17 protein-coding genes and 2 pseudogenes are annotated in these 21,478 nt (G+C 71.3%); 11 read left to right on the top strand and 8 right to left on the bottom strand.

Features of this window, described 5'->3' with window-relative positions:
* Positions 1–2: 2 nt before the first annotated feature.
* Both V4Y04_RS17955 and V4Y04_RS17950 read left to right on the top strand, forming a co-directional pair.
* Complete coding sequence (locus V4Y04_RS17955) at positions 3–2,687, top strand: substrate-binding domain-containing protein (RefSeq protein WP_332429194.1); 2,685 nt, start codon at positions 3–5, stop codon at positions 2,685–2,687.
* Positions 2,684–4,135, top strand: a complete 1,452-nt coding sequence (locus V4Y04_RS17950; protein ID WP_332429192.1) for an extracellular solute-binding protein — start codon at positions 2,684–2,686, stop codon at positions 4,133–4,135. The genes V4Y04_RS17955 and V4Y04_RS17950 overlap by 4 nt, the downstream gene beginning before the upstream one ends.
* 53 nt (positions 4,136–4,188) lie before the next feature.
* On the opposite strand, the gene V4Y04_RS17945 is transcribed toward V4Y04_RS17950, so the two are convergent.
* A complete protein-coding gene (locus V4Y04_RS17945; RefSeq protein WP_332429191.1) occupies positions 4,189–4,356 on the bottom strand; it encodes a hypothetical protein in 168 nt (55 codons plus the stop codon).
* 163 nt (positions 4,357–4,519) lie between these two features.
* Here V4Y04_RS17945 and V4Y04_RS17940 point away from each other — a divergent pair, with 163 nt between their 5' ends.
* The gene (locus V4Y04_RS17940) at positions 4,520–4,789 is read left to right on the top strand and encodes a hypothetical protein (protein ID WP_332429189.1); all 270 of its coding nucleotides are present in this window, start codon (positions 4,520–4,522) and stop codon (positions 4,787–4,789) included.
* 63 nt (positions 4,790–4,852) lie between these two features.
* On the opposite strand, the gene V4Y04_RS17935 is transcribed toward V4Y04_RS17940, so the two are convergent.
* Complete coding sequence (locus tag V4Y04_RS17935; protein ID WP_332429187.1) at positions 4,853–5,656, bottom strand: hypothetical protein; 804 nt, start codon at positions 5,654–5,656, stop codon at positions 4,853–4,855.
* Between the two features lie 276 nt (positions 5,657–5,932).
* Between V4Y04_RS17935 and V4Y04_RS17930 the strand changes: the two are divergent.
* A pseudogene (locus V4Y04_RS17930) lies at positions 5,933–6,954 on the top strand (nucleoside hydrolase).
* A gap of 105 nt (positions 6,955–7,059) precedes the next feature.
* Here the strand turns inward: V4Y04_RS17930 and V4Y04_RS17925 are convergent.
* Positions 7,060–8,028 (bottom strand): LAETG motif-containing sortase-dependent surface protein, encoded by a 969-nt coding sequence (locus tag V4Y04_RS17925; protein ID WP_332429185.1) that lies wholly within the window; start codon positions 8,026–8,028, stop codon positions 7,060–7,062.
* A gap of 305 nt (positions 8,029–8,333) precedes the next feature.
* Here V4Y04_RS17925 and V4Y04_RS17920 point away from each other — a divergent pair, with 305 nt between their 5' ends.
* Positions 8,334–10,085: a glycoside hydrolase family 13 protein gene (locus V4Y04_RS17920; RefSeq protein WP_332429183.1), complete on the top strand. Its 1,752-nt coding sequence runs from the start codon at positions 8,334–8,336 to the stop codon at positions 10,083–10,085.
* A 46-nt stretch (positions 10,086–10,131) separates the two neighbouring features.
* On the opposite strand, the gene V4Y04_RS17915 is transcribed toward V4Y04_RS17920, so the two are convergent.
* Positions 10,132–10,503 carry a DUF6479 family protein gene (locus V4Y04_RS17915; protein ID WP_332429182.1) on the bottom strand — a complete coding sequence of 124 codons (372 nt, stop codon included), beginning with the start codon at positions 10,501–10,503 and terminating at the stop codon, positions 10,132–10,134.
* Positions 10,504–10,941: 438 nt separating this feature from the next.
* Between V4Y04_RS17915 and V4Y04_RS17910 the strand changes: the two genes are divergently transcribed.
* The 4 genes and pseudogenes from V4Y04_RS17910 to V4Y04_RS17895 all read left to right on the top strand — a co-directional run bounded on the left by V4Y04_RS17910 (position 10,942) and on the right by V4Y04_RS17895 (position 14,157).
* Complete coding sequence (locus V4Y04_RS17910) at positions 10,942–12,996, top strand: TerD family protein (protein WP_332429181.1); 2,055 nt, start codon at positions 10,942–10,944, stop codon at positions 12,994–12,996.
* A gap of 2 nt (positions 12,997–12,998) precedes the next feature.
* Positions 12,999–13,453, top strand: a pseudogene (locus V4Y04_RS17905) (SbtR family transcriptional regulator); the annotation flags it as partial.
* 119 nt (positions 13,454–13,572) lie between these two features.
* A complete protein-coding gene (locus V4Y04_RS17900) occupies positions 13,573–13,713 on the top strand; it encodes a hypothetical protein (protein WP_332429179.1) in 141 nt (46 codons plus the stop codon).
* A gap of 240 nt (positions 13,714–13,953) precedes the next feature.
* Complete coding sequence (locus tag V4Y04_RS17895; RefSeq protein WP_004985680.1) at positions 13,954–14,157, top strand: cold-shock protein; 204 nt, start codon at positions 13,954–13,956, stop codon at positions 14,155–14,157.
* A 205-nt stretch (positions 14,158–14,362) separates the two neighbouring features.
* On the opposite strand, the gene V4Y04_RS17890 is transcribed toward V4Y04_RS17895, so the two are convergent.
* Together V4Y04_RS17890 and V4Y04_RS17885 are read right to left on the bottom strand one after the other, a co-directional pair.
* Positions 14,363–14,701, bottom strand: coding sequence for an antibiotic biosynthesis monooxygenase family protein (locus V4Y04_RS17890; protein WP_332429172.1), 339 nt, complete (start codon positions 14,699–14,701; stop codon positions 14,363–14,365).
* A gap of 62 nt (positions 14,702–14,763) precedes the next feature.
* On the bottom strand, positions 14,764–15,234 hold the full coding sequence (locus V4Y04_RS17885; RefSeq protein WP_443080184.1) for a MerR family transcriptional regulator: 471 nt from the start codon (positions 15,232–15,234) through the stop codon (positions 14,764–14,766).
* A gap of 265 nt (positions 15,235–15,499) precedes the next feature.
* Between V4Y04_RS17885 and V4Y04_RS17880 the strand changes: the two genes are divergently transcribed.
* Entirely contained in the window at positions 15,500–17,005 is a 1,506-nt protein-coding gene (locus V4Y04_RS17880; RefSeq protein WP_332429170.1) for a SulP family inorganic anion transporter, read from the top strand.
* Positions 17,006–17,798: 793 nt separating this feature from the next.
* The gene (locus V4Y04_RS17875; RefSeq protein ID WP_443080042.1) at positions 17,799–18,983 is read left to right on the top strand and encodes a sugar ABC transporter substrate-binding protein; all 1,185 of its coding nucleotides are present in this window, start codon (positions 17,799–17,801) and stop codon (positions 18,981–18,983) included.
* Positions 18,984–19,020: 37 nt separating this feature from the next.
* Here the strand turns inward: V4Y04_RS17875 and V4Y04_RS17870 are convergent, their stop codons facing one another.
* Together V4Y04_RS17870 and V4Y04_RS17865 are read right to left on the bottom strand one after the other, a co-directional pair.
* On the bottom strand, positions 19,021–19,389 hold the full coding sequence (locus V4Y04_RS17870) for a hypothetical protein (protein ID WP_332429168.1): 369 nt from the start codon (positions 19,387–19,389) through the stop codon (positions 19,021–19,023).
* A gap of 228 nt (positions 19,390–19,617) precedes the next feature.
* Positions 19,618–20,949, bottom strand: a complete 1,332-nt coding sequence (locus tag V4Y04_RS17865; RefSeq protein ID WP_332429166.1) for a lipase family protein — start codon at positions 20,947–20,949, stop codon at positions 19,618–19,620.
* Between the last annotated feature and the right edge of the window lie 529 nt (positions 20,950–21,478).

Raw genomic sequence — 21,478 nt, 5'->3', positions numbered from 1 at the left:
CGGTGATCCGTTTCGACCCACGGGGGAAGTCCAACAGGGCGCTGCTGGTCGGCGTGTCCGAGTACGACCACACGGAGCCGCCGCACGGCGTGCCCGGTCCCATCCCGGCGACCGAGCACAACGTGAACCGCCTGCGCGAGGTACTGGCGCGCGGGCAGGTGTTCGACGAGCACGAGATCACGGTCGCCCACTCACCGTCCCTGGAGCACTTCGAGCAGGCGCTGCTCCTGGCCGCGGAGGCGAAGGGGGTGCTGCTGCTCTACTTCGCCGGGCACGGTGCCATCCCCAGCGCGGGCGACGAGTTGTTCCTGCAGATGCGCAACGCGCGCGTGGTCGCGGGCGGGCAAGCCGTGTTCCCGGGTGCGGCGCCCTTCACCACCGTGCTGACGATGCTGGCCACCAGCCCGGCCCGGCGGATCGTGGTGATCCTGGACTGCTGCTTCGCGGGCAACGCGGCCTGGGTCCGGGAGACCCTCGACGACAAGCACCGCCTGCTGCTGATGATGAGCGTCCAGGCCAACCACCGCATCGACGCGGGCGATCCGTGGACGCCGACGCCGTACACCGCCGAACTCGTCCGGCTCCTCGACGAGGAGGGCGAGACGGGTTTCCTGGACCTCTCCGAGCGGATACGGGAGCGGATGGCCGTCCGCGACCTCAGCACCGTGCGTCGCGAAGCGTGGGAGCCGCTGTGCCGCGCGGAGCCCGGCGAGGACGTCCTGCTGGTGGCGAAGCCGACTCCGGCCCCGACCCCGCAGCCGAAGAAAACTGGCGTAGATCCGCCCACGCCCGTCACCACGCCCGCGCCCGTCACCACGCCCGCGCCCGTCACCACGCCCGCGCCCACGCCCGACGGCACAGACGCCGACGTGCCACGGACCTCGCTCGCGGTCCGGCTCCTCGGCCGTCTTCGCGGCCTCCGCGGAAGGGGCCGGACGGGCCGATCAGACCAATCAGGCACGACGGGTGGAGCGGGGTGGCGGGGCACCCCCTGGGCCGTCCCCCTCCTCGGCCTCCTCTCCCTCACCGTCCTCACCGCCGGCACCTACGGAGTGATCGGACTCGTCGGGCACCTCCGGGACGACACCGCCACCGTCTGTGCCCCGGCACTGGAGCAGCGCGTCCTGACCGACCCCGACCTGGAGCCGACGATCCGCGCCGCCGCCGACGCCTACCTGACCTCGGCGGCGAACACCCTGGACGACGGCTGCCGCCGCACCGGCATCACCGTCTACAGCGCGGGCTCCTCCGACGTGGTCACCGCGCTGCACAGGCAGACCGCCGCCTGGCGGGAGCCCCCGGACGAGGACGTCAACCCGCAGCGGGACATCGGTCCGCAGCCGGACATCTGGATTCCCGCCTCCCGCGCCGACTTCGCCCGGGTCATGAAGGAGCGGGACACCGACGCGTGGGCCGTCCTGAAGGCCGCCGACGAGCCGCTCGCCTACTCCCCGGTCGTACTGGCCGTTCCGCGGGCCATCGCGGCCGACACCATGGAGAGCCGTACCGGCCTGACCCTGAACCGCATGATCGAGGACCTGTCCGAACGGAACGAGAAGGCTGAGGTGCGGCGCCCCGACCCGGAGTTCACCGACGTCGGGCTGCTCGCCACGATCGGTCTGTACGCCGGTGACGAGTCCGTCGCCGCCGCCGAACAGCTGGTCGACCAGACGGGCCCGCCCTCCCCCACCGCCGCCGAACTGCTGTGCACGCTGCCCGACCGCGACGATGTGGACAACCAGACGGCCGCCCTGGTCCCCGAGTTCCTGATGCGCAGCGGCGTCGGCTGCGACAGCACCACGCGCACCCGCCGCACGGCCCAGTACCCCAAGGACGTCCCCGGCGTGGCCCCGGTGTTCGTCCGGGTCGCCTGGCAGGGCGCGGACCGGGACAAGGAAGCCCGCGACGCGTCGGCCGCCTCCTTCCAGGACTGGCTGACCGGTGAGGAGGGTCAAGCGGTGTTCGCCGAGAAAGGTTTCCGCAATCCGTACAAGTGGGAGCTGCTGGACCGGGACACGAAGGTCGACGGCGTGCTGGTCGCGTCCCCCGCTCTCGACCGGTTCGCCCGGCAGGACAAGATGGAAGAGGCATTGAAGGAGTACCGGGCGGCGGGCGGCCCGGGACGGGTGCTCTATCTGCTGGACAGTTCCCTTTCGATGGGGAATGTGTGGAAGGGGTCGAGCGGGGCCCCCGGACTGCTGAAGCAGTCGCTGGGCGGCCTCGGCGGACAGGACGAGTACGGCGTGTGGGCGGTGGCGGAGACCGGCGACCGGTCGTACGAGCAACTGCTGAAGTCCGGCTCGCACCGGCGGGCCGACACCGAGCGCGCCCTCGACGCCCGCGCCCGGGTACGGGACGCCGGGGCCGATCCGCGTGACGCCCTGGACGCCGCGTTCGAGGAGATGGAACGGTCCGAGGGCGACAACCGCCGGCGGCTGATCGTGTACATCACCGACAGCGAGGACAGCGACCAGCTCACCCGGGACCGTCTGGGGGACATCCTCTCCGGGGCGCGGCGGGCCGAGGTGCCGGTGACCGTGGTGTCCCTGAAGAACGGCGGCTGCGACCCGGGCAGACCGGACCGTCAGATCACCGACGCCAGTAAGGGGCGCTGCCTGGACAGCGGCGACGATCCCGGCACGGCCCTGCGCGACGAGGTCGCCCGCACCGGAACGGGGGATGAATGACGACGGCCCGGCCCCGCCGGCTCACCGGCGGGCCGGCGGCCCCGCGGTTCGCCCTGGCGCTCGCCCTGTTGCTGGTCGTCGTCCTCGCCGCCTGCACCGGCGGAGGCTCCCGCGGTACAGGCGGCGGGGACGGCGCCGGTGCTTCCGCCGGATCCACCGCCCCGGGCGACGTGACCGGCCCCATCGTGATCGCCAGCGGCCGGGACGTCACCGGCAAGAACGGCATACGCCAGCAGCTCATCGACGCCTGGAACCTGCGTGAGAAGCGGAAGAAGTCCGACTTCCGGGCCCGCCTGGTCGAGCTCCCGGGCAGCGCCGACGAACAGCGCAGCCAGCTGCTCGGCGCCCTGCAGTCCCGCAGCGCCGCCTACGACGTGGTCAACCTGGACGTGACCTGGGTGCCCGAGTTCGCCACCGCCGGCCTGATCGAACCGCTGCCCCGCGACCTGGTCGACGACGACATCATCCCGTCCGTGGCCGGCACGGCCCGGTGGGACGGGGAGGTGTACGCGGTGCCGTTCAACAGCGACGTCGGCCTGCTGTACTACCGGCGCGACTACCTGAAGCACGCCGGAGTCGAGCAGCCCGACCTCGGCGCCGGCCTCACCTGGAACCAGCTGCGGGGCCTCGTCGACGAGCTGGACGCCGAGCTCGCGCCGGGCACCTACGAGAAGGGCTGGACCACCCAGCTCGCCGCCTACGAGGGCCGTACGGTCAACGCGGTGGAGGCGTTCGCGTCCGCGGTGCCGGGCCTCGAGCTGGTTGACGAGAAAGGCCGCTACACCGGCGACGTCGACGAGCTGACCGAGGGGATCGCGGAGCTGCGCCGCCGCACGGAGACGGCGTACACCCTCCAGGACGCCCACTCCTCCGACGAGGCCGCGTCGCTGAGCGACTTCGTCGAGGGCCGCACGGCGTTCCTGCGGCACTGGCCGTCGGAGTACCGCACCCTGTACCGGACCTTCTCCGAGAAGCAGCTCGAGGTCGTCCCGATGCCCGGCCGGGCGGTGCTCGGCGGGCAGAACCTCGCGGTCACCGGGGTGTCGCAGCGCAAGGACAAGGCGGCCGAGCTGATCCGGTTCCTCACCGGGAAGGAGAGCGAGCGCTGCCTGCTGGAGGCGGGCTTCGCGGCGACCCGCACCTCGGCCTACGAGGGCGACGCGGACGGCGAGCGGTGCACCGCGGTCGGCCCCGGGCCCTCGGCGTCCCCCACAGGCGAGGGTGCCGACCCGGTCCCGCGCGACGAGGGTGGCCGCCCCGCCTACGCCCGTGACATCCTCCTGCCGGCCCTGCGCAACGCGGTCCACCGGCCGAGGACCCCGCTGTACGGCGCGTTCACCCAGACGTTCACCACCCGGCTCGGCCCGCTGCACGGCGACGACGTGCAGTCGGACGAGGCCCTGGCCGAACAACTGGACAAGGCCCTGCGCAAGGCCCTCCCGCATTAGGCCCGGCGGTGCTGACCGCGGAGGGGGCTGCACGGAGGGGCCGCGGACACGCCCTAGCGGACAGCGGCTTCCACCGGGTTCGTGGTGCGGTGGTCCGGTTTCTCGGGGTGGGTGGCCTTGGCAGGGCCCGCGTTGGCTGCCAGGACCAGTGCGGTGACCGCGGCGACGGCCGCGACGAGGCCTCTGGCGTAACGCCTGGCGGTGCGAATGCGTTCCGGCACGGCGACCTCGCAGCAGCGATGGGGTGGACACGGTGAATCCGCGGTTGAACCTAAGGGCTGCCGGACTCGAACGGCAAGGGGCACAAGGAGGGTTGGCCGTGCGAGCATCACGGTCCGGGCAGGGTGTCGGGCGGGTGCTCCTCGGTCCCTACGCTTGTCGGCCATGGACATACTCTTCCTCGCCTGCCTTGTGATTCTCGGTATCTGGGCCGTCCAGAAAAACGTCTCCCGGGCAGAGCGCACCGCCGCGCGCGTCGAACGCAAACTCGACCTGGTGCTCCAGCACTTGGACCTGCATGAGGAGATCCCGGGCAAGGACGCGATCGTCGCGCTCGTGCGGGAGGGCAGGACGGTCCAGGCGGTCAAGGCCTACCGCGAGGCCACCGGGGCCGGTCTGCTCGAAGCCAAGCAGGCCGTGGACCGCCTCACGTGACGGCCGGAGCCGTGCCGGTCGGAGTCGTGCCGGCCGGGGTCGTGCCGGTTCGGCCCGTGACGGTCAGACCCGGACCCGGCCCTGCTTCTGGATCTCCGTCAGCCGGTTCACCCCGAACTCCACGACCACCTGAATAAGTTCGGACGCCACGTCACCGAAGCCGCCGTTGGTGAGGGTGATGGTGTCCTCGCCGACCCGGACCACCGCCACGTCCAGGGTGAGGCGCGTCAGCTGGTGGTCGGGCGTCTCGCCGGTCATGGTGACCCGCAGTGCCTGCCGGGCGTCCCCGGTCTCCGGCAGCGTCAGCGCGTCGACCTCGACCTTCTGGACGCCGTCCTTCTTGGCCGTGGCGGTGAACTCCCCGCACTTCTTCGGCAGACCGCCCAGCCACTTCAGCGTGCGGTCCACGTCGGCGGACCGGTACGCGGCCACCTGGTACCGCAGCTGGGCGCCGCTGTAGGCGTCGTCCAGGGCGACCACGGCCCGCGGCCCGGCCGGCGCACCGAACAGCTCCTCGGTGTAGAGGGCGTCGAGCAGCCGCCGGCAGTCGGCGTTCTTCGTACTCGACTTGAGCAGCCCGTCCCGCCAGGTCGCCGCGCCCCGCGTCGGCACCCAGGGCTGCCCCAGGTCCGTCTCCGTGATCAGCGCGGCCCGCAGCTGCTCCTCGCTCAGACCCGGCTCGGGCGTCGCCGACGAGGACTGCTCGGCGGCCGGGGTGGCGGTGGAGAGCGAGGCGGAGGCGGAGGCCGGGGCCGCCGGTCCGGCCGTGTCGCTCCCGAGGACGGAACAGGCTGCCGTGGTCAGCAGCGCGGACACCGACAGCACGGAGGCGAGAAGGGCGCGGGCGGCGGCCGGGGCATGCGTCATCGGGGTGCCTCCTGGTGGAGCCGGACTGTGGATGTGGCTGCGACCGCGCGCTGGCCGTCCGGCACGGGACCGGGACCGGGACAGGACCGGCCCCGGACCGGGGCCGGTCCGGGGCAGCGACACGTGCTCATACGGCACCATCGTGCCGCCTGCCCCGCCAGTGCGGCGGTCCGTCCGGGTGAGTACGACGAGGGAAAATGTTCTCGCCCCGCGCCCACCCCCATGTACCGCACCCTTGCCCCGCCCTCTGCGCCACGCCCCGAAGGAGCCCTCCCCGTGACGTACGGTCCGCCCATTCCGGTGATCATCGACTGCGACACGGGTGTCGACGACGCCCTCGCCCTGCTGTTCGCCGTCCGTCACCCCGGGATCGACCTGCGCGCGGTGACCTGCGTGGCCGGCAACACGGACGTGGACGGCGTGGTACGCAACACCCTCACCGTGCTGGAGACGGCGGGCGCGCCCGCCGTGCCTGTCGCGCGGGGGCCGAGCGCCCGCTGATCGAGGCCCCGCGCTCCGCGGCCCACGTACACGGCCACGACGGGATGGGCGACCTCGGCCTGCCCGCTCCGCGGCGCATCCCCGCCGACGTGGACGCGGTGACCCTGCTGCGCCGCGAGATCCTCGCCTCCCCGCGCCCGGTCACCTTGGTGCCCACCGCCCCGCTGACCGACATCGCCCTGTTGCTGCGGACGCATCCCGAGGTCACCCGCACCATCGGGCGGATCGTGTTCATGGGCGGCGCGGCGGGCGCCGGCAACGCCACCCCGGTCGCCGGGTTCACCGTCTGGCACGATCCGGAGGCCGCCGCGATCCTGCTCACCGCCGGAGTGCCGATCACGATGTACGGCCTGGACGTGTTCAACCGGGTCGTCGTCCCGGCGGCCGAGGTGCGCAGGCTGCGCGCGAGCACCGAACCGGGCGTCCGACTGGCCGGTGATCTGCTCGCCCACCGCCCCGCGGCCCCGGGCGCCACCGCCGACGGCACCGACGGCCCCGCCTGCGTGGCCGGCCCCGACGAGGAGGCGGGCGGACTCGGCGACGCGGGCGCGCTGTGCGCGGTCGTCGACCCGGAGGGCCTGACCACCTACCGGCTCCCCGTCGAGGTCTCCCTGGCCCCGGGCCCGGCCCGTGGACAGACCGTCGTCGACCGCCGCTCCCGCGTCGGCGAGCCCGAACTCCACGAGGGCGTGCGCGAGCAGTGCCTGGTGGACGTCGGGCTGGACGTGGACGAACAGCGCTATGTGGCGCTCTATCCGGCGACCGTCGAGGGAGGCGGGCCCGGGACACGGCAGTAGGCCCGCTGTCCGTCGCGGACATCTCTGCCGCCCCCGCGGTGCTGCCCCCGGAACCCGAACGCCCGGCCCGCGGGACGGGCCGGGCGCGTATGGGGGCGCTACTGGCTACTGGCTGTTGCTGCTGCTGGTGCCGGCGCGCTTGCGGCGGGTGGCCACGACGAGCGCCGCGCCGCCTGCCAGCAGGACCGTCGCGCCGATCGCGAACGGGCCGGTGTTGCTGTCGGCGCCGGTCTCCGCGAGGTTGTCGCTGCCGCCGTTCGGCGAGGCCCCCGGTTCGGTGGCCGGCTCGGAGGGGGACTGGGCGGGTGCGTCGGTGCTGGGCGTCGTGGACGGCTCGCCCGGCGTCTCGGAGGCCGGCGGAGTGGTGTCCTCGGCGGGTTCGGACGGCTCCGGCGCAGGGGTGGACGGCGCGGGGGCGGACGGCTCGGGGGTCTCCTCCTCGGGCGGGGTGTCGGCGGTGCAGTCCTTCGTGCCGCCGTTCCAGGCCGCGATCAGCTTGTCCTTGATGACCGGACGGTCCGGCCCCTTCGGCAGCTCACCGTGCTCGAAGCCGTCGTTCGCGTCCAGCTTGCCGTCGAACTTCACGGCGCCCCGGTAGAGGTCGATCTGCGCGAAGCAGCCCTTGTCCGGGATGGCGATGTCGAGGGAGTCGGTCTTGCCGGGCTTGACCGTCACCGTGGCGAAGTCGACGAAGACCTGCTCGCCGGAGGAGGCGAAGGTGGCGCCGTGCGCCAGGTAGGAGGCGAGCGAGGCGGTGCAGGTGGTCGCGTCGCCGGCGGCGCGGACCTTGATGTGCACCTTGCCGTCCTCGCTGGGCCGCAGGTTCTGGTCGTCGACCTTGACGGAGTCGAAGAAGTTCGCGCCGTCGAGCGAGAACTGGCAGCGGTCGGTCTCGGTGACCGTGCCGGCACCGGTCCCGGGCCGGTAGTCGCCGCCCGACTTCCAGCCGTCGCCGCCGGGGTTGCCGTGGGCGGAGGCGGAGGTCGCGGCGACGGTGGTGGCCGCGCAGAGGGCGAGGGTCGCGGCGCCCGTCCCCAGCAGGCGGCGGGTGAGGACACGTCTCGCTATGGACATGCGGATCCCATTCTTGGCGTGTGCCGGAAACCGGGGCACGGCGGCAGGACAGCACGCGGCGGCCGGCCGGCCCGGGTATGAGTGGTCGAAGGAACACGAAGCTCATTGGTCACATGTGCCTCAGTGCGCCTTCATGGTGGCCGCGCCACATCACCCTGTCAACCTGCGGCGGAGTAAGGGAAGTTGCGCACCCTTCACGCCTCCTTCACGCAAGGAAGGAATGCCTCCGCTCCGCTCATGTGTTCATTTTTACGGTGTTCTGGACAGATTCATGCTGTCATCCGCACCCGCCCGGAGGAGACCGCGTGACCGACCGCATCAATCCGCCCGCCCCGTCGGCCTCCGCCTCCACTGCACCCGTCACACCCGGCACAGACGTTCTCTCCGACGCCGCGCCCGACCTCTCCTCGCGCAACCCCGACTGGTGGCGGCAGGCCGTCGTCTACCAGGTCTATCCCCGCAGCTTCGCCGACGCCGACGGCGACGGTCTTGGCGACCTGTGCGGCATCACCCGGCGCCTCACCCACCTCGCCGCCCTGGGCGTGGATGCCCTCTGGCTGAGCCCGTTCTACCCCTCCGAGCTCGCCGACGGCGGCTACGACGTCGCCGACCCACGTGACGTCGACCCGCGCCTCGGCACCCTCGACGACTTCGGCGCGCTGGTCGCCGAGGCCCACCGCCTGGGCCTCAAGGTGATCGTCGACATCGTCCCCAACCACACCTCCCACCAGCACGTCTGGTTCCAGGAGGCGCTGCGGGCCGGCCCCGGCTCCGCGGCCCGCGAGCGCTACGTCTTCCGCGACGGGCGCGGCCCGCGGGGCGAACACCCGCCCACCGACTGGCGGTCCGTCTTCGGCGGCAGCGCCTGGCGGCGAGTGTCCGACGGACAGTGGTACCTGCACCTCTTCGCCGCTGAACAGCCCGACCTGAACTGGGCGAACGAGGACGTCCGCGCCGACTTCCGCACCACCCTGCGGTTCTGGGCCGACCGGGGGGTGGACGGCTTCCGCGTCGATGTCGCGCATGCCCTCGCCAAGGACCTGAGCGAGCCGCTGCGCGACCTCGGCGCCTCCGAACTGAGCGGCGAGGCCGCCCTCACCGAGTTCCCGCCCGGCACCCACCCGTTCTACGACCGTGACGAGGTGCACGAGATCTACCGCGACTGGCGCAAGATCCTCGACGCCTACTCCCCGCCCCGCACGGCCGTCGCGGAGGCATGGGTCCCCGGCGCCCGGCGCGCCCTGTACGCCCGGCGGGACGAACTGGGCCAGGCCTTCAACTTCGAGTACCTGCAGGCTCCCTGGGACGCGGAAGCGCTCCGCCAGGTCATCACCGACTCGCTCGCGACCGCCCGAGCGGCCGGCGCCTCGGCGACCTGGGTGCTCTCCAACCACGACGTCGTACGCCACGCCTCGCGCCTGATGCTCCCACCGGACACCGACGACAACGCCTGGCTGCTGTCCGGCGGCGGCGCCCCGGCCGTCGACACCGCCGCCGGGCTGCGCCGGGCCCGCGCGGCGGCCCTGCTGATGCTGGCACTGCCCGGCTCGGCCTACCTGTACCAGGGCGAGGAACTCGGCCTGCCCGAGGTCGCCGACCTGCCCACGGAGGTCCTCCAGGACCCGGTCTGGGAGCAGACCGGCCATGTTCGCAAGGGCCGCGACGGCTGCCGGGTGCCCCTGCCGTGGACGACGACCGGACCGTCGTACGGCTTCGGCGCGGGCGGTGCCTGGCTGCCGCAGCCGCCCGGCTTCGCCGCGTATGCCGTCGAGGCGCAGGACGGGGTCGAGGCACGCGAGGGCGTGCCGGGCTCGACCCTGGAGCTCTACCGCACGGCCCTGCGCCTGCGCCGCAAACTCCAGCAGGGCGAGACGCTGACCTGGGAGGAGGACGCTCCCGCCGGGGTGCTGCAGTTCGACCGCACCGACGGCTGGCGCTGCGTGACCAACCTGTCGACCGCCCCGGTCCCCCTGCCCCCGGGTGAGGTTCTGCTGGCCGGCGCACCCCTGACGGACGGCCGTCTGGCCCCGGACACGACGGCCTGGCTGAGCCGCTGACGAACTCGGAGCCGGTCCGTCTCCGGTCCGACTCCGGTTCCACCGGTCACACGTGTCCCGGGCCCCCACTGCCGAAGGCGCCGCTCGACCCGGGCAGCCAGCGCTTCCGCTGCTGGTCCTTCCCTGTTCTGGTGGAGGAGTGATGGAGCTGGTAGGGCATGAGCCGTTCGCCGTCCCTCGGTGCCGTCGGCATCTCGTCCGGCTCCCGCATCTCCCGCATCTCGTGGACCGCGCCGCTCTCCGGCAGTCTTGGCTGCTCCTCGGGGCGGGGGCGGCGTTCCTCCTGGTCCATGACCTTCATGCCGACGCTTACTGCCCAGATCAGCGCGCCGGCCACGACCAGCCCGCCGATGAAGGCCGCGAGTAGATGCAGTATCTGCTGGTCTGCGGCCAGCAGTTCATACGTTGCCGTACTCATGTTCTGAGTATGGCCGAGAAAATGAGATAAAGCGCCCGGAATGTCCTAATGGTTCATTCGGCTGCACCGGCGGGCGAGGGCCCTCGCGCCGTGACAGATTGCGAGCGGAGGGAAGGCCGGGACGGGTCGTCGCGTCCCCACGTGTGCAGCTCGGGGCCTGCCCCGGCCTTACCGGTCGCCGCGAAGGCGGCGACCGGGTCGCCTCTGCCCCGGACCTTTGGTGCGCGGGGCGCGAACGTCGTGATCGCCGCCCGCACGGGGCGTGCGCGGGGTGAGGTCCACCCGCGATCACCCTGTTTCCGCCGGAACATCGCTGACTGCGCGTTTCGCGTACTAGGGTTTCGGGTGCGTTGAATGCGCGTCCTGGCGTGCACGGTGCGCGGCGGACTGCCGAGGGAGGGGTCCCTCTGTCCCGCCGTGGTTTTTTTGGGGGGATTCATGCACGAAATGACCAAGGGGGCCAACGTCGGTTTGGCCACCCTGAGTGACAACGTGGATTCGGTGATCGCGAGTCTGGGGTGGGTCAGCCAGACCGGCGAGGGAGACGCGGACGTATCCGTTCTGCTGCTGGGCCCACACGGCAAGGTGCGCAGCGATGCCGACTTCTACTTCTACAACAATCCGGTGGCCGTCGACGGCAGCGTGGAACTCCTGGGCAAGAAGCCGGCCGGAGAAGGCAGCGAGGACCGGATCGTCTTCGATCTGACAGCGGTCCCGGACGAGGTCGAGCGGATCGTCGTCGCCGCGAGCCGGTACGAGGGCATGCGCTTCGACGAACTGGACGGCTTGCAGGTCACGCTGGCCGACGGTTCGGGCGACGGTCTGCTCCGGTTCCCGATCGAGGGCACCGGGTCGGTGAGCGCGTTCATCTTCGGTGAGCTGTACCGGCGGGCGGGTGACTGGAAGTTCCGGGCCGTCGGGCAGGGGTACGACACCGGCCTCGCCGGGCTGGCGGCCGACTTCGGAGTCGACATCGACGACGACTCGGCGGAGGCCGACCAGGCGGGAGATCCGTACGAGTCGGCGGCAGTGGGCGGGACAACGGCCGGAGAGGAATCCGACACCTCGTCGCCGGCCGTCCCCGGCGGACAGGAGCCGCAAGCGTCTCCGGCGGCGATCCCCGCACCGCGGCAGCCCCAGCCGGACGCGGGGCGGAGCAGGAAGCCGTCACGGCCCCGCACCGCCAAGAAGAAGGTCACGCTGCCCAAGGCGGAGCAGAAGTCCCTCGCCGAGAACGATGCGTGGAACCAGGCAAGGCTCTTCCCTCTCTCGGTACTCAAGAGCGACCGTGACCGCGAGATGCGCGCCACCTCCGTGCTGTTGTCGGTGATGGCGCAGGTGCCGGAGTTCGGTCGCAGGCTGACGGCCGGATTCGGAGCCCCGGCGGGCCGTATGGAGACCTATACGGAAGTCACGTTGCCGCACGGCGACTCCCCACGGCGTCCCGACGGCGTGATCCGGGTCGAGCGGGCCGGAAAACTCTGGACGGCGCTCGTCGAGACCAAGACCAACGGCAACGCCCTCAAGGCCGATCAAGTGCAGGCGTACATGGACATAGCGGCGCGGCGTGGCTACGAGGCCGTGATCACGCTGTCCAACGACGTCGCGCTGGAAGGCAGCCCGCTGGTCGACGTCAAGGTCGACGGCAGGCGCAAGCACAAGGTGGCCCTGTGGCATCTGTCCTGGGCGGAAGTGGCGCACCAGGCACAGATGCTCATCCGGCACGAGGGTGTCGGCAACAGTGCGCACGCCTGGCTGCTCCATGAACTGCTGCACTACGTCCAGCACGAGAACTCCGGTTGCCACGGCTTCCAGAACATGGGTGCGGCGTGGGTCCCCGTGCGCCGGGGCATCGACGACGAGACCCTGTGCCAGGGCGACTCCCGTGCCCTTGAAGTGGTCGAGAGCTGGGAACAGCTGATCCGCCAGGTCTGTCTGGGGCTGGGCGGCGAAATCGGCCAGAAGGTGCTTCCCGTGCGCAGGGTCAGGCGGGGGGCCGGTCCCGGGGAGCACCGTGCGCGGATGGCCGACCAGTTGTGCCTGGAAGGGCGGTTGCAGGCCGAGGTGCGGATCGAGGACACACCGGGTGTCCTAGCGATCAGCGCCGACCTGCGGACCGGCAAGCTGCGCACGTCCATCGAGATCCCGGCGCCCGAACAGGGTTACCCCCTGGCCCGGGCGAAGCGGCTCCTCAAGTGGTTGAGCGAGGCCCCGGCCGACCTGCACGTCGAGACGCTGGTCGATGCCGGGACGGGTGGGCCGAGGGGCACTCTGGAACGGCTCAGGCCCGAGCCGGGGGACCTGCTGCCGAAGAACGGTACGCACATCACCGGTTTCCGGCTGACCCTCTTCAAGGGCATGGGCAGCACGCGTGGCAACGCCGAGTCCGGGTTCATCCGCAGCGTGGACGACGCCGTCAACCGGTTCTATTCCACTGTGGTGGTCCACCTCGAGCGGCCGACGTCCCGGAAGGCCGAACCGAAGCCCGCGTGAGCGGTGCGGCCGGGGCTGTCAGGACGGTCCCGGCCGCCGACCGCGGCACCAACGACCTCATGACCACCCGCCTGCCGGACGTCGAGGCCCTCCAGGCCGTGCACACCCACAACCGCCGGACGGTGGAGCTGCTGCTCGGCCGGGGCCGCGAGGAGGGCACCGTGCGTCCCGACGTCGCTACGGAGGACGTCCTGTTCGCCCTCGCCGCCCTCGGTCGCGCCGTACCGCCTCTCACCACGGCACGGCCGCCACGCCCGACGCCTGGCGTCGCCCTCTCGCCCTGTTCCTCGACGGCCTGCGCACCGCCCCACCGTCGCCGCTGCCGGGCCGCGCCCTCACCGGTGCCGAGCTCGGCGACGTGCTCCAGGAGATGGGGCCGCACCGGGTACGGCAGGGGGAGGGCCCGAAGGGAGGCTCTGATGTCCGGACGGGCACGCGCCGGCCGCGGACGCTGTGAACAGGAGTGGATATCTGTGTGCGCCGCGGTAGTTTTTCCACCGAGGTGACTAGAGTTCCTGTGCGGGGAGCCGGTCCCCGTGGCGGTCCGTGCCCCCGGCGGTCCGCAGGAAGGCGCGCATGCCCTCTCGACCGGGGGCCCCGGTCGACGCCGCGTGCCGCGTCGTCGACCTGGGGGAGCGGCTGAAGCAGGTCGAGCGGGATGATGAGGAGCTGCGCCGGTGGGGCGAGCGTGCCGCGCATCGGCATCGGCAGCAGTGAAAATCTGTTCTCGCCAGAACAGAAATTTAGCGCTCGTCGCAGAAATCTATTTATTCAAACGCGTTGACCGCGCTTTCCTTGGTGATTTTCCTCGCTTGCCATGGATATGGTTCGTGCTACGCTGACGTCAGTTGCAGTTGTGGTTGCCATTTTGCTACCGGTTCTCCGGGCAGGTGATCATCGCGACGATGAGGGAATTCGTAAAGTGCGATTTCCCAGCACTGTCTCAGGAGATTTGATATGGCCACCGGTACCGTGAAGTGGTTCAACTCGGAAAAGGGCTTCGGCTTCATCGAGCAGGACGGCGGCGGCGCCGACGTCTTCGCCCACTACTCGAACATTGCCACCTCGGGCTTCCGTGAGCTCCAGGAAGGCCAGAAGGTGACCTTCGACGTCACGCAGGGCCAGAAGGGCCCGCAGGCCGAGAACATCGTTCCCGCCTGACCCGTACGTACGCGAGTACGCAGGGATTGCAGCAGGGCCCCGCACATCAGTGCGGGGCCCTGCTCCGTGTTTCCGGGCGTCCGGGCCCATGCGCGTTCAGGCTCCCGAACGCGATCCCGTTCTCCGGTGCTCGTCCTCCGGAAAGGGCCGGTGCGTCACTCCCGGCTCTTTCACGGCATGTGCTTCGGCGGCGCCGGTGGGCGGGTCAGGCCTGCTTCGGGCCGGTCTGCTGGACCACCTCGAACGACCACAGCGTCGCGTCCGTGGCAGCGGGCTTCGGCCGGTGGCCCTGCGCGCCGCCACCCTGCGCGCCACCGCCGTGCGCGGCCTGGCCGCGGCCGGCCAGCCAGCGCTGGAAGTCCTCCTCGCTCCGCCAGCGGGTGTAGACGAGGTAGGTGTCGGTGCCCTCCACGGGGCGGAGCAGCTCGAACCACTCGAATCCGTCCGAACCCTCCACCGCGCCCGCCCGCGCGGCGAACCGCTTCTCCAGCGTCTCCCGCTGCTCTTCCGGGACCGTGAGTACGTTGATTTTGACGATGCTCATGACCCGATTGTTCCGCAGCGCCGGTGCGGGACGCGGGCGGGGGCCTTCCCGGCGTGCCGGGGTCAGGCGGGGGCGGTGAGTTCCGGGTGAGGGCCGCCTTCGCTTTCTTCACCCGACCGGCCTGTCCTGATCGGATCGGTTCGTTCGATTCGTTCGATTCGTTCGCGCAGGGTGGTGGTGAATTCCTCCGCCCGCGCCAGTTGCGTACGAAGGTCCGCCGTCCGTCGGCGTGCCGCTTCCTCGAAGCCGCGCAGTGACTCGAACAGCTCTTCGCGTTCCCGCCCCTCGGGCGGGCCGCTCCCGACGTGTCCGTCGAGACGGTCGGTGACCGCGAGCAGTTCCCGCATCCGGTCCAGGGTGAAGCCCAGCGGTTTCATCCGGCGGATCACCATGAGGCGGACCACGTCGCCCTCGGTGTAGAGCCGGAAGCCGCCCTGAGAGCGGGCCGACGGGACGACGAGGCCGGTCTCCTCGTAGTGCCGGATGGTGCGCAGGGACAGTTCGGTGCGCGCGGCGACCTCACCGATCTGCATGTGCTTGCCTTCCACGTGCCTGATCCGGTCCTTCTCGTCCATGTACTGCTCCGCTGGTCGGCCCCCCGGGGCGTGACCGGCCGTCGGGCACACCCCGATCTCTACCCTAACGTTAGGGTAGAGTCGCTCTGCTCCGCGCCGCCCGGACCGTCCCCCCGGCCGGCCCCGGCCTTCGCACAGACCCGCCCCGCCCCGTCCCGCCCTGCCCCCGCGCCGTCGTCGCCGCCGGGCCGGAGCGCGCCCGAGCACGACAGGTACTGCTCCCTTGCCCTCTCCCGCACTGTCCCCCGCCGCTCGGCTGCGTGCCGTGCGCCCCGACTGGCTGAACGATCCGAAGGTCTGGCGGACCGAGATCCTCGGTGGCCTCGTCGTCGCGCTCGCGCTGATCCCGGAGGCGATCTCCTTCTCGATCATCGCCGGTGTCGACCCGGCCGTCGGTCTGTTCGCGTCCTTCACCATGGCCGTCACCATCGCGTTCACCGGCGGACGCCGGGCGATGATCTCCGCGGCGACCGGCGCCGTGGCGCTGGTCATCGCGCCACTCAACCGTGAGCACGGATTCGGGTACCTCGTCGCCGCGGTGCTCCTCGCCGGCGTCTTCCAGATCGTCCTCGGCGCACTGGGCGTGGCGAAGCTGATGCGGTTCGTCCCGCGCTCGGTGATGGTCGGCTTCGTCAACTCGCTGGCCCTGCTGGTCTTCATGGCCCAGGTCCCCGAGATGCGGGACGTGCCCTGGCCGGTGTATCCGATGATCGTCGCCGGGCTGGTCCTGATGGTGTTCTTCCCGAGGGTCACCACCGTGGTCCCGGCGCCCCTGGTCTCCATCGTGATCCTCACCGTGATCACTCTCGCCGCCGGGATCGCCGTCCCCACCGTCGGGGACAAGGGGGAGCTGCCCTCGTCCCTGCCGGTGCCCGGCCTGCCCGACGTGCCGTTCACGATGGACACCCTCACCACCGTCGCCCCCTACGCCTTCGCCATGGCGCTGGTCGGCCTGATGGAGTCGCTGATGACGGCCAAGCTGGTCGACGACATCACCGACACGCACTCCTCCAAGACCCGCGAGTCGATCGGCCAGGGCGTCGCCAACATCGTCACCGGGTTCTTCGGCGGGATGGGCGGCTGCGCCATGATCGGCCAGACGATGATCAACGTGAAGGTCTCCGGTGCCCGGACCCGTCTGTCCACCTTCCTCGCGGGCGCGTTCCTGATGGTGCTGTGCATCGTCTTCGGGCCGGTCGTCTCCGACATTCCCATGGCCGCGCTCGTCGCGGTGATGATCATGGTGTCGTTCGCGACCTTCGACTGGCACTCCATCGCACCCAAGACCCTCAAGCGGATGCCGGCCGGGGAGATCTGCGTCATGGTGACCACCGTCGTGTTCGTGCTCACCACGCACAACCTCGCCGTCGGCGTCGTCGTCGGCACGGTCACCGCCATGGTGATCTTCGCCCGGCGGGTCGCCCACCTCGCCGACGTCACCGCGGTCACCGACCCCGACGGCACGTCCGTCGTCTACCGGGTCACCGGCGAACTGTTCTTCGCCTCGTCCAACGACATCGTCGGCCGCTTCGACTACTCGGGCGACCCCGGCCGCGTCGTCATCGACCTGTCGTCCGCCCACGTCTGGGACGCCTCCTCCGTCGCCGCCCTCGACGCCGTCGAGACGCGGTACGCGCAGCGCGGGAAGACCGTCGAGATCACGGGCCTGAACGAGCCCAGTGCCCGCCTCCACGACAAGCTCAGCGGGGAACTCGTCGGCGGTCACTGACGAACGGCTCCGGGCAGTCCCCGTAGGGGGCGCCGGTGGCTCCGTAGGGCCGAGTGCCCGACGTGGTGGTGGACGCCGGCACGGTGCCGGCCGGCTGCCGGTGTGCGTCGTCGCCCGGGACCGGCTGCGAGGGACGGTACCGGGAGCGTTGTGCGCCGGGCGGACTCACAGACGGCGCCGGTCCGCCGTACCGGTCCGCCGTACCGGTCCGCGGGCCCGTCCGCACCGCCCGAGCCGGACACCTCGGGTGCCGTGGCGGCCCGGGCGCGGTCGCCGGAATCCCGGTCCACCGAGGCGAGGGTGAGTCCACCGCCCACGAAGGCCACCGCCGTGGCGACCAGAGCGCGGCGCTGGGTCTTCTTCCAGCGGGCCAACTGCCGCCGCGCCGCCCGCCCCGTGGGCGCGGACACCGCCGACGCGGGAGCGGGTGAAGCAGGACGGCAACGCCGACGACACCCACGAGCCGCTGTGTGCAGCCCGTGTGTCACTCCTGCGCACATTCTCTGCCCGCTTCGGGTGAATGCCGTGAGCATGTGCGTCAATCGGCGCGCAATGCGGCCCGGACTGAACTTCTTTCAACCAAAATCCTGTGGGACAAAGGCAGTTGATGGCCGCGCATGGAGTCGATCTGGGCTGTCACGGCCGGAAATCGGAACCGGCGGAAGGCGCACAGGACACGGAAACAACAAGGGCTGTTCCGTGAAAGACGCGGTTCGACGCTGCCGGCCCGTGCGGCGTTGGCGTGCCCACCACTTGGTCGCCACGCTGCACTCTCGCTTGGAAGGCACCTGATGTGAACCCCTGCACCCCCCACACCCCCTGCACCCCCCGCACCACTCCCGCACGCCGCACGGTCCGGGGACGTCGGGGCACCACCGTTCTGACGGCCGCTCTCTCGGCCCTGTCGGTGCTCTCGCTCTCCGCGTGCGGTGCGTCCGACTCCATCGGCGCGGACGGCGACTCCGCGTCGCCGGACGAGCGCAACGACATCACCGTGGGACTCCTTCTCCCCGACAGGGACACCGCGCGCTTCGAGAAGTTCGACCGTCCCCTCGTCCAGGAACGGGTCGACGTCCTCACCGGCAAGGAGGGCAAGGTCGTCTACGCCAACGCCGAGGGCAGCACGGCCAGGCAGAGCGAGCAGATCGACCGCATGGTCGCCGACGAGGTCGACGTGATCATCGTGGCCGCGGTGGACGCCAAGGCCATCGGGCCGGACGTGGAGAAGGCCGCGGAGGCGGACATCCCCGTCATCGCGTACGACCGGCTGGCCGAGGGCCCGATCGACGCGTACGTGTCGCACGACAACGAACTCGTCGGCGAGGTGCAGGGCCGTGCGATCGTCGACGCGCTCGGCGGCGAGGCGGAGAACCGCAAGATCGTCATGATGAACGGTGAGCCCGCCGACCCGAACACCGCGCTGTTCAAGGACGGTGCGATGGGCGAGTTGAAGGGCAACGTGGACATAGCCAAGTCCTACGACACCGAGAAGTGGCTGCCCGCCGTCGCCAAGGCGAACATGAGGAAGGCGCTCAAGACCGTCGGCGCCGACGACGTCGCCGCCGTCTACGCGGCGAACGACGGCATGGCCGGAGCCGTCATCGAGGCGCTGGAGGAGGCGGGCGTCTCCGGCATCCCGCCGGTGACCGGGCAGGACGCCGATCTGGAGGCCGTGCAGCGGATCGTCGCGGGCACGCAGTACATGACGGTGTACAAATCGTTCCTGCTGGAGGCCGCCGGTGCCGCCGAGATGGCGGTGGCCAGGGTCCAGGGGCGGGACATCCAGTTCGACTCGCTGACCAGTGAGCGGGTCGACAGCCCGACGCGGAAGAGCGTCCCGTCGATGCTGGTGCCGGTGGTCGCCCTGACGCAGGACAACATCGAGGACACGGTGATCCGGGACGGCGTCTACGACGTGGAGGACATCTGCACGGCGAGGTACCGGGCGGCCTGTGCGTCGATCGGTCTCACACAGTAGGCGCCACCGGCGCCGTGGCAGGACGGCGCCGGCCCGCTCACTGCTGGTCGGAGTACCCGATGTCTCCCACCGTCCATGCGCTCACATCGGCGAGAGCCACCCGGTACATGCCACCCGTGTCCGGGATGCCGTAGCTCCCCTGGAGGATCCGGGCGACGTGGAAATGCAGGTGGGAGGGGCGCGACGGCGTTTCGCTCCGGCCGGCCTCCGTGAACGGAACGGCGAAGTGGCCAAGGCGCGTGGAGTCACGGAGTACCTCCGCCACGCGCTCCCGCCACAGGGCCTCGGGGGCCAGCCGGCCGGTGATGACGGCGCCGGGGATCACTACGGTGAGTGACATCTGGCTGTCCTGGTCCGTCTCGACCATCGCGGCGACGGCGACGAGCAGATCGTCAGGGTGCGACATGGTCAAAGAGCGTAGCCGAGCCCCGGCCCGGCCGGGCCATGCGGGTCCGGATCACTTCGACGTGGCGGCCGCCGGGACCCGTGCCGGCTCCGGCCCGCCCGGTGGGTCGGGCGGGCCGGAGCCAGGAGACATCCGATGTCGGGACCTGCTGCCGGGACCGGCTGACGGGGGCGGCTGACGGGACCGGCTGACGGGGGCGGTTGTCGGGGGTGGCGCGCCCCTCCCACGTCAGGGCTGCAGGGGCATGCTCCAGCAGTTGGAGGTGGCCCGCTTGCCGGACAGCCGGTCGGTCAGCCAGTCGACGGCGTCCCCCTGGTCGGTCAGCAGCGGGGCGAAGTGGTTGAGCAGCGCACTGCCGACGTTAGGGAGGACTACGGCCTTGTAGGTGACGTCGGCGCCTTTGGCGCACCAGTCGACGGCGAGTCGGCGGGACTGTCCGTGCGGCACGAGGTTGTCGCTGACGCCGGTGGCCAGGCGGACCGGGCCGGACGGCTTCATCGTGCCGATGAACTGCTTGTCCAGGAAGGTCTGGAGGACGGGTGTGGCGGCGATGACGTCACCGAGGGACTTTCCGTCCGTGGTCCACTTGGTGCTCTTGGTGAAGCCGTACGCGAAGAGGGCGTCGCCGACGCACATCGTCGAGAGGTCGGTGAGCGCGGCCTTGCCGGCGGCGTTCAGATGCGCCTCGGCGATGGGCTTCAGCTCCGGGTCGGACTGGAGGAAGCCGCTCAGCGACCAGCCCAGCGCGCCCGCGAGTTCGCTGCCGTCGATGGCTTTGGTGACCTTGGTCAGATCGGCGGGCGGCGCGCCGGAGTAGGTCCCGGACAGGGTGACGTCGGGGGCGTAGGTGGACTGGAGTTCGGCGGCCGCCGCGGTCGCCCCGCCGCCCTGGCTGTACCCGTAGAGCCCGACCGGGGAGGCCGCGGTGACCGACGTCCCGCGGAGCGAACGGGCGGCGCGGACGGCGTCCAGGACCGCGTGGGCCTCGTCGACCCGGTTCACATAGGTGTGCAGGCGGTCGGTCGCGCCCAGGCCGGCATAGTCGGTGACGACCACGGCGACGCCCTTCGCGAGGAGGCGGTAGATCACCAGGTCCTCGTAACCGACGGACACGGTCTCGCCGTTGAACCGCAGCGGGTGCTCGAGCCCCATGGACGCGGCGCACTGGTCGCCCTGCCCCAGGGTGCCGGGCGCCACCGCGACCAGAGGACGCGGACCGCTGCCCTTCCAGGCGGCGGACGGTTCGATGTACGCGCCGGTGACGGCGACCGGCTGCCCGCTCGAGTCGGTGGACTTGTACATCAGCCGGGTCGCGGTTCCCGGCAGCGGGCCCTTGAGACTGGGCAGGCTCAGGGCCAGCGGGAGGGGCTCGCTGCGGATGAGGGTGCCGTTGGCGTCGGGCAGAGAAGCGGGCGGGGTGTAGAACGCGGGGATCGTGACACCCCGGGACACGACCTTGTCCGTCGCCGCGGCGGGAGCGGCCGCGACGGCTTGGGCGCTGAGGCAGGCGGCGGCGGTGACGGCGGCGGCCAGAAGTCTGGGGCGCGGGCGTGCGGGCATGGCGAACCTCCTGTGGAGCGGCTGTCAGGAAGCGGCCTCCGTGCCGGGGCGTCCCGTGATCGGCCCGGACGGGGAGGCGTGGTGGCGGAGCTGCGGAGCTGAGCTGGGGGGAGTGGGGGCTTCGGAGCTACGACGGGCACGGCGGTGAGGCGGTAGGGCGGCACAGCGGCACAGCGGCACAGCGGCACAGCGGTCCGGCGGCACAGCGGTCCGGCGGCGAGGCGTGGCACGCGCGTGCCACGGTTTTGCCCACACCGCTCGGCAGTGGTTCGCATTGAACTTACCTGTGGGTAAGTTACTCGCGGTAGCGGTAGGAAGGTTACGGTTCGGTAATGTGACGGACGGTCCGATGCCACCCGCCACCCGCCACCCGTTTCCGACGCACCGACGCACCGACGCACCGACGCACCGACGCACCGACGCACCGGACCACCGGAGGGCGACAGCCTCGACCTCGGGTGGCAGGCGGCAGCGGCCCGTCGGCGTCCATCAGGGGCACCGGAGGCTTTTGCGAACGGGCGAGGCCGGG

This window comes from Streptomyces sp. P9-A2 (assembly GCF_036634175.1).
Lineage (GTDB): Bacteria > Actinomycetota > Actinomycetes > Streptomycetales > Streptomycetaceae > Streptomyces > Streptomyces pratens.
The sequence above is the reverse complement of the archived record's forward strand: the minus strand, read 5'-3'. Positions and strand labels throughout refer to the sequence as shown.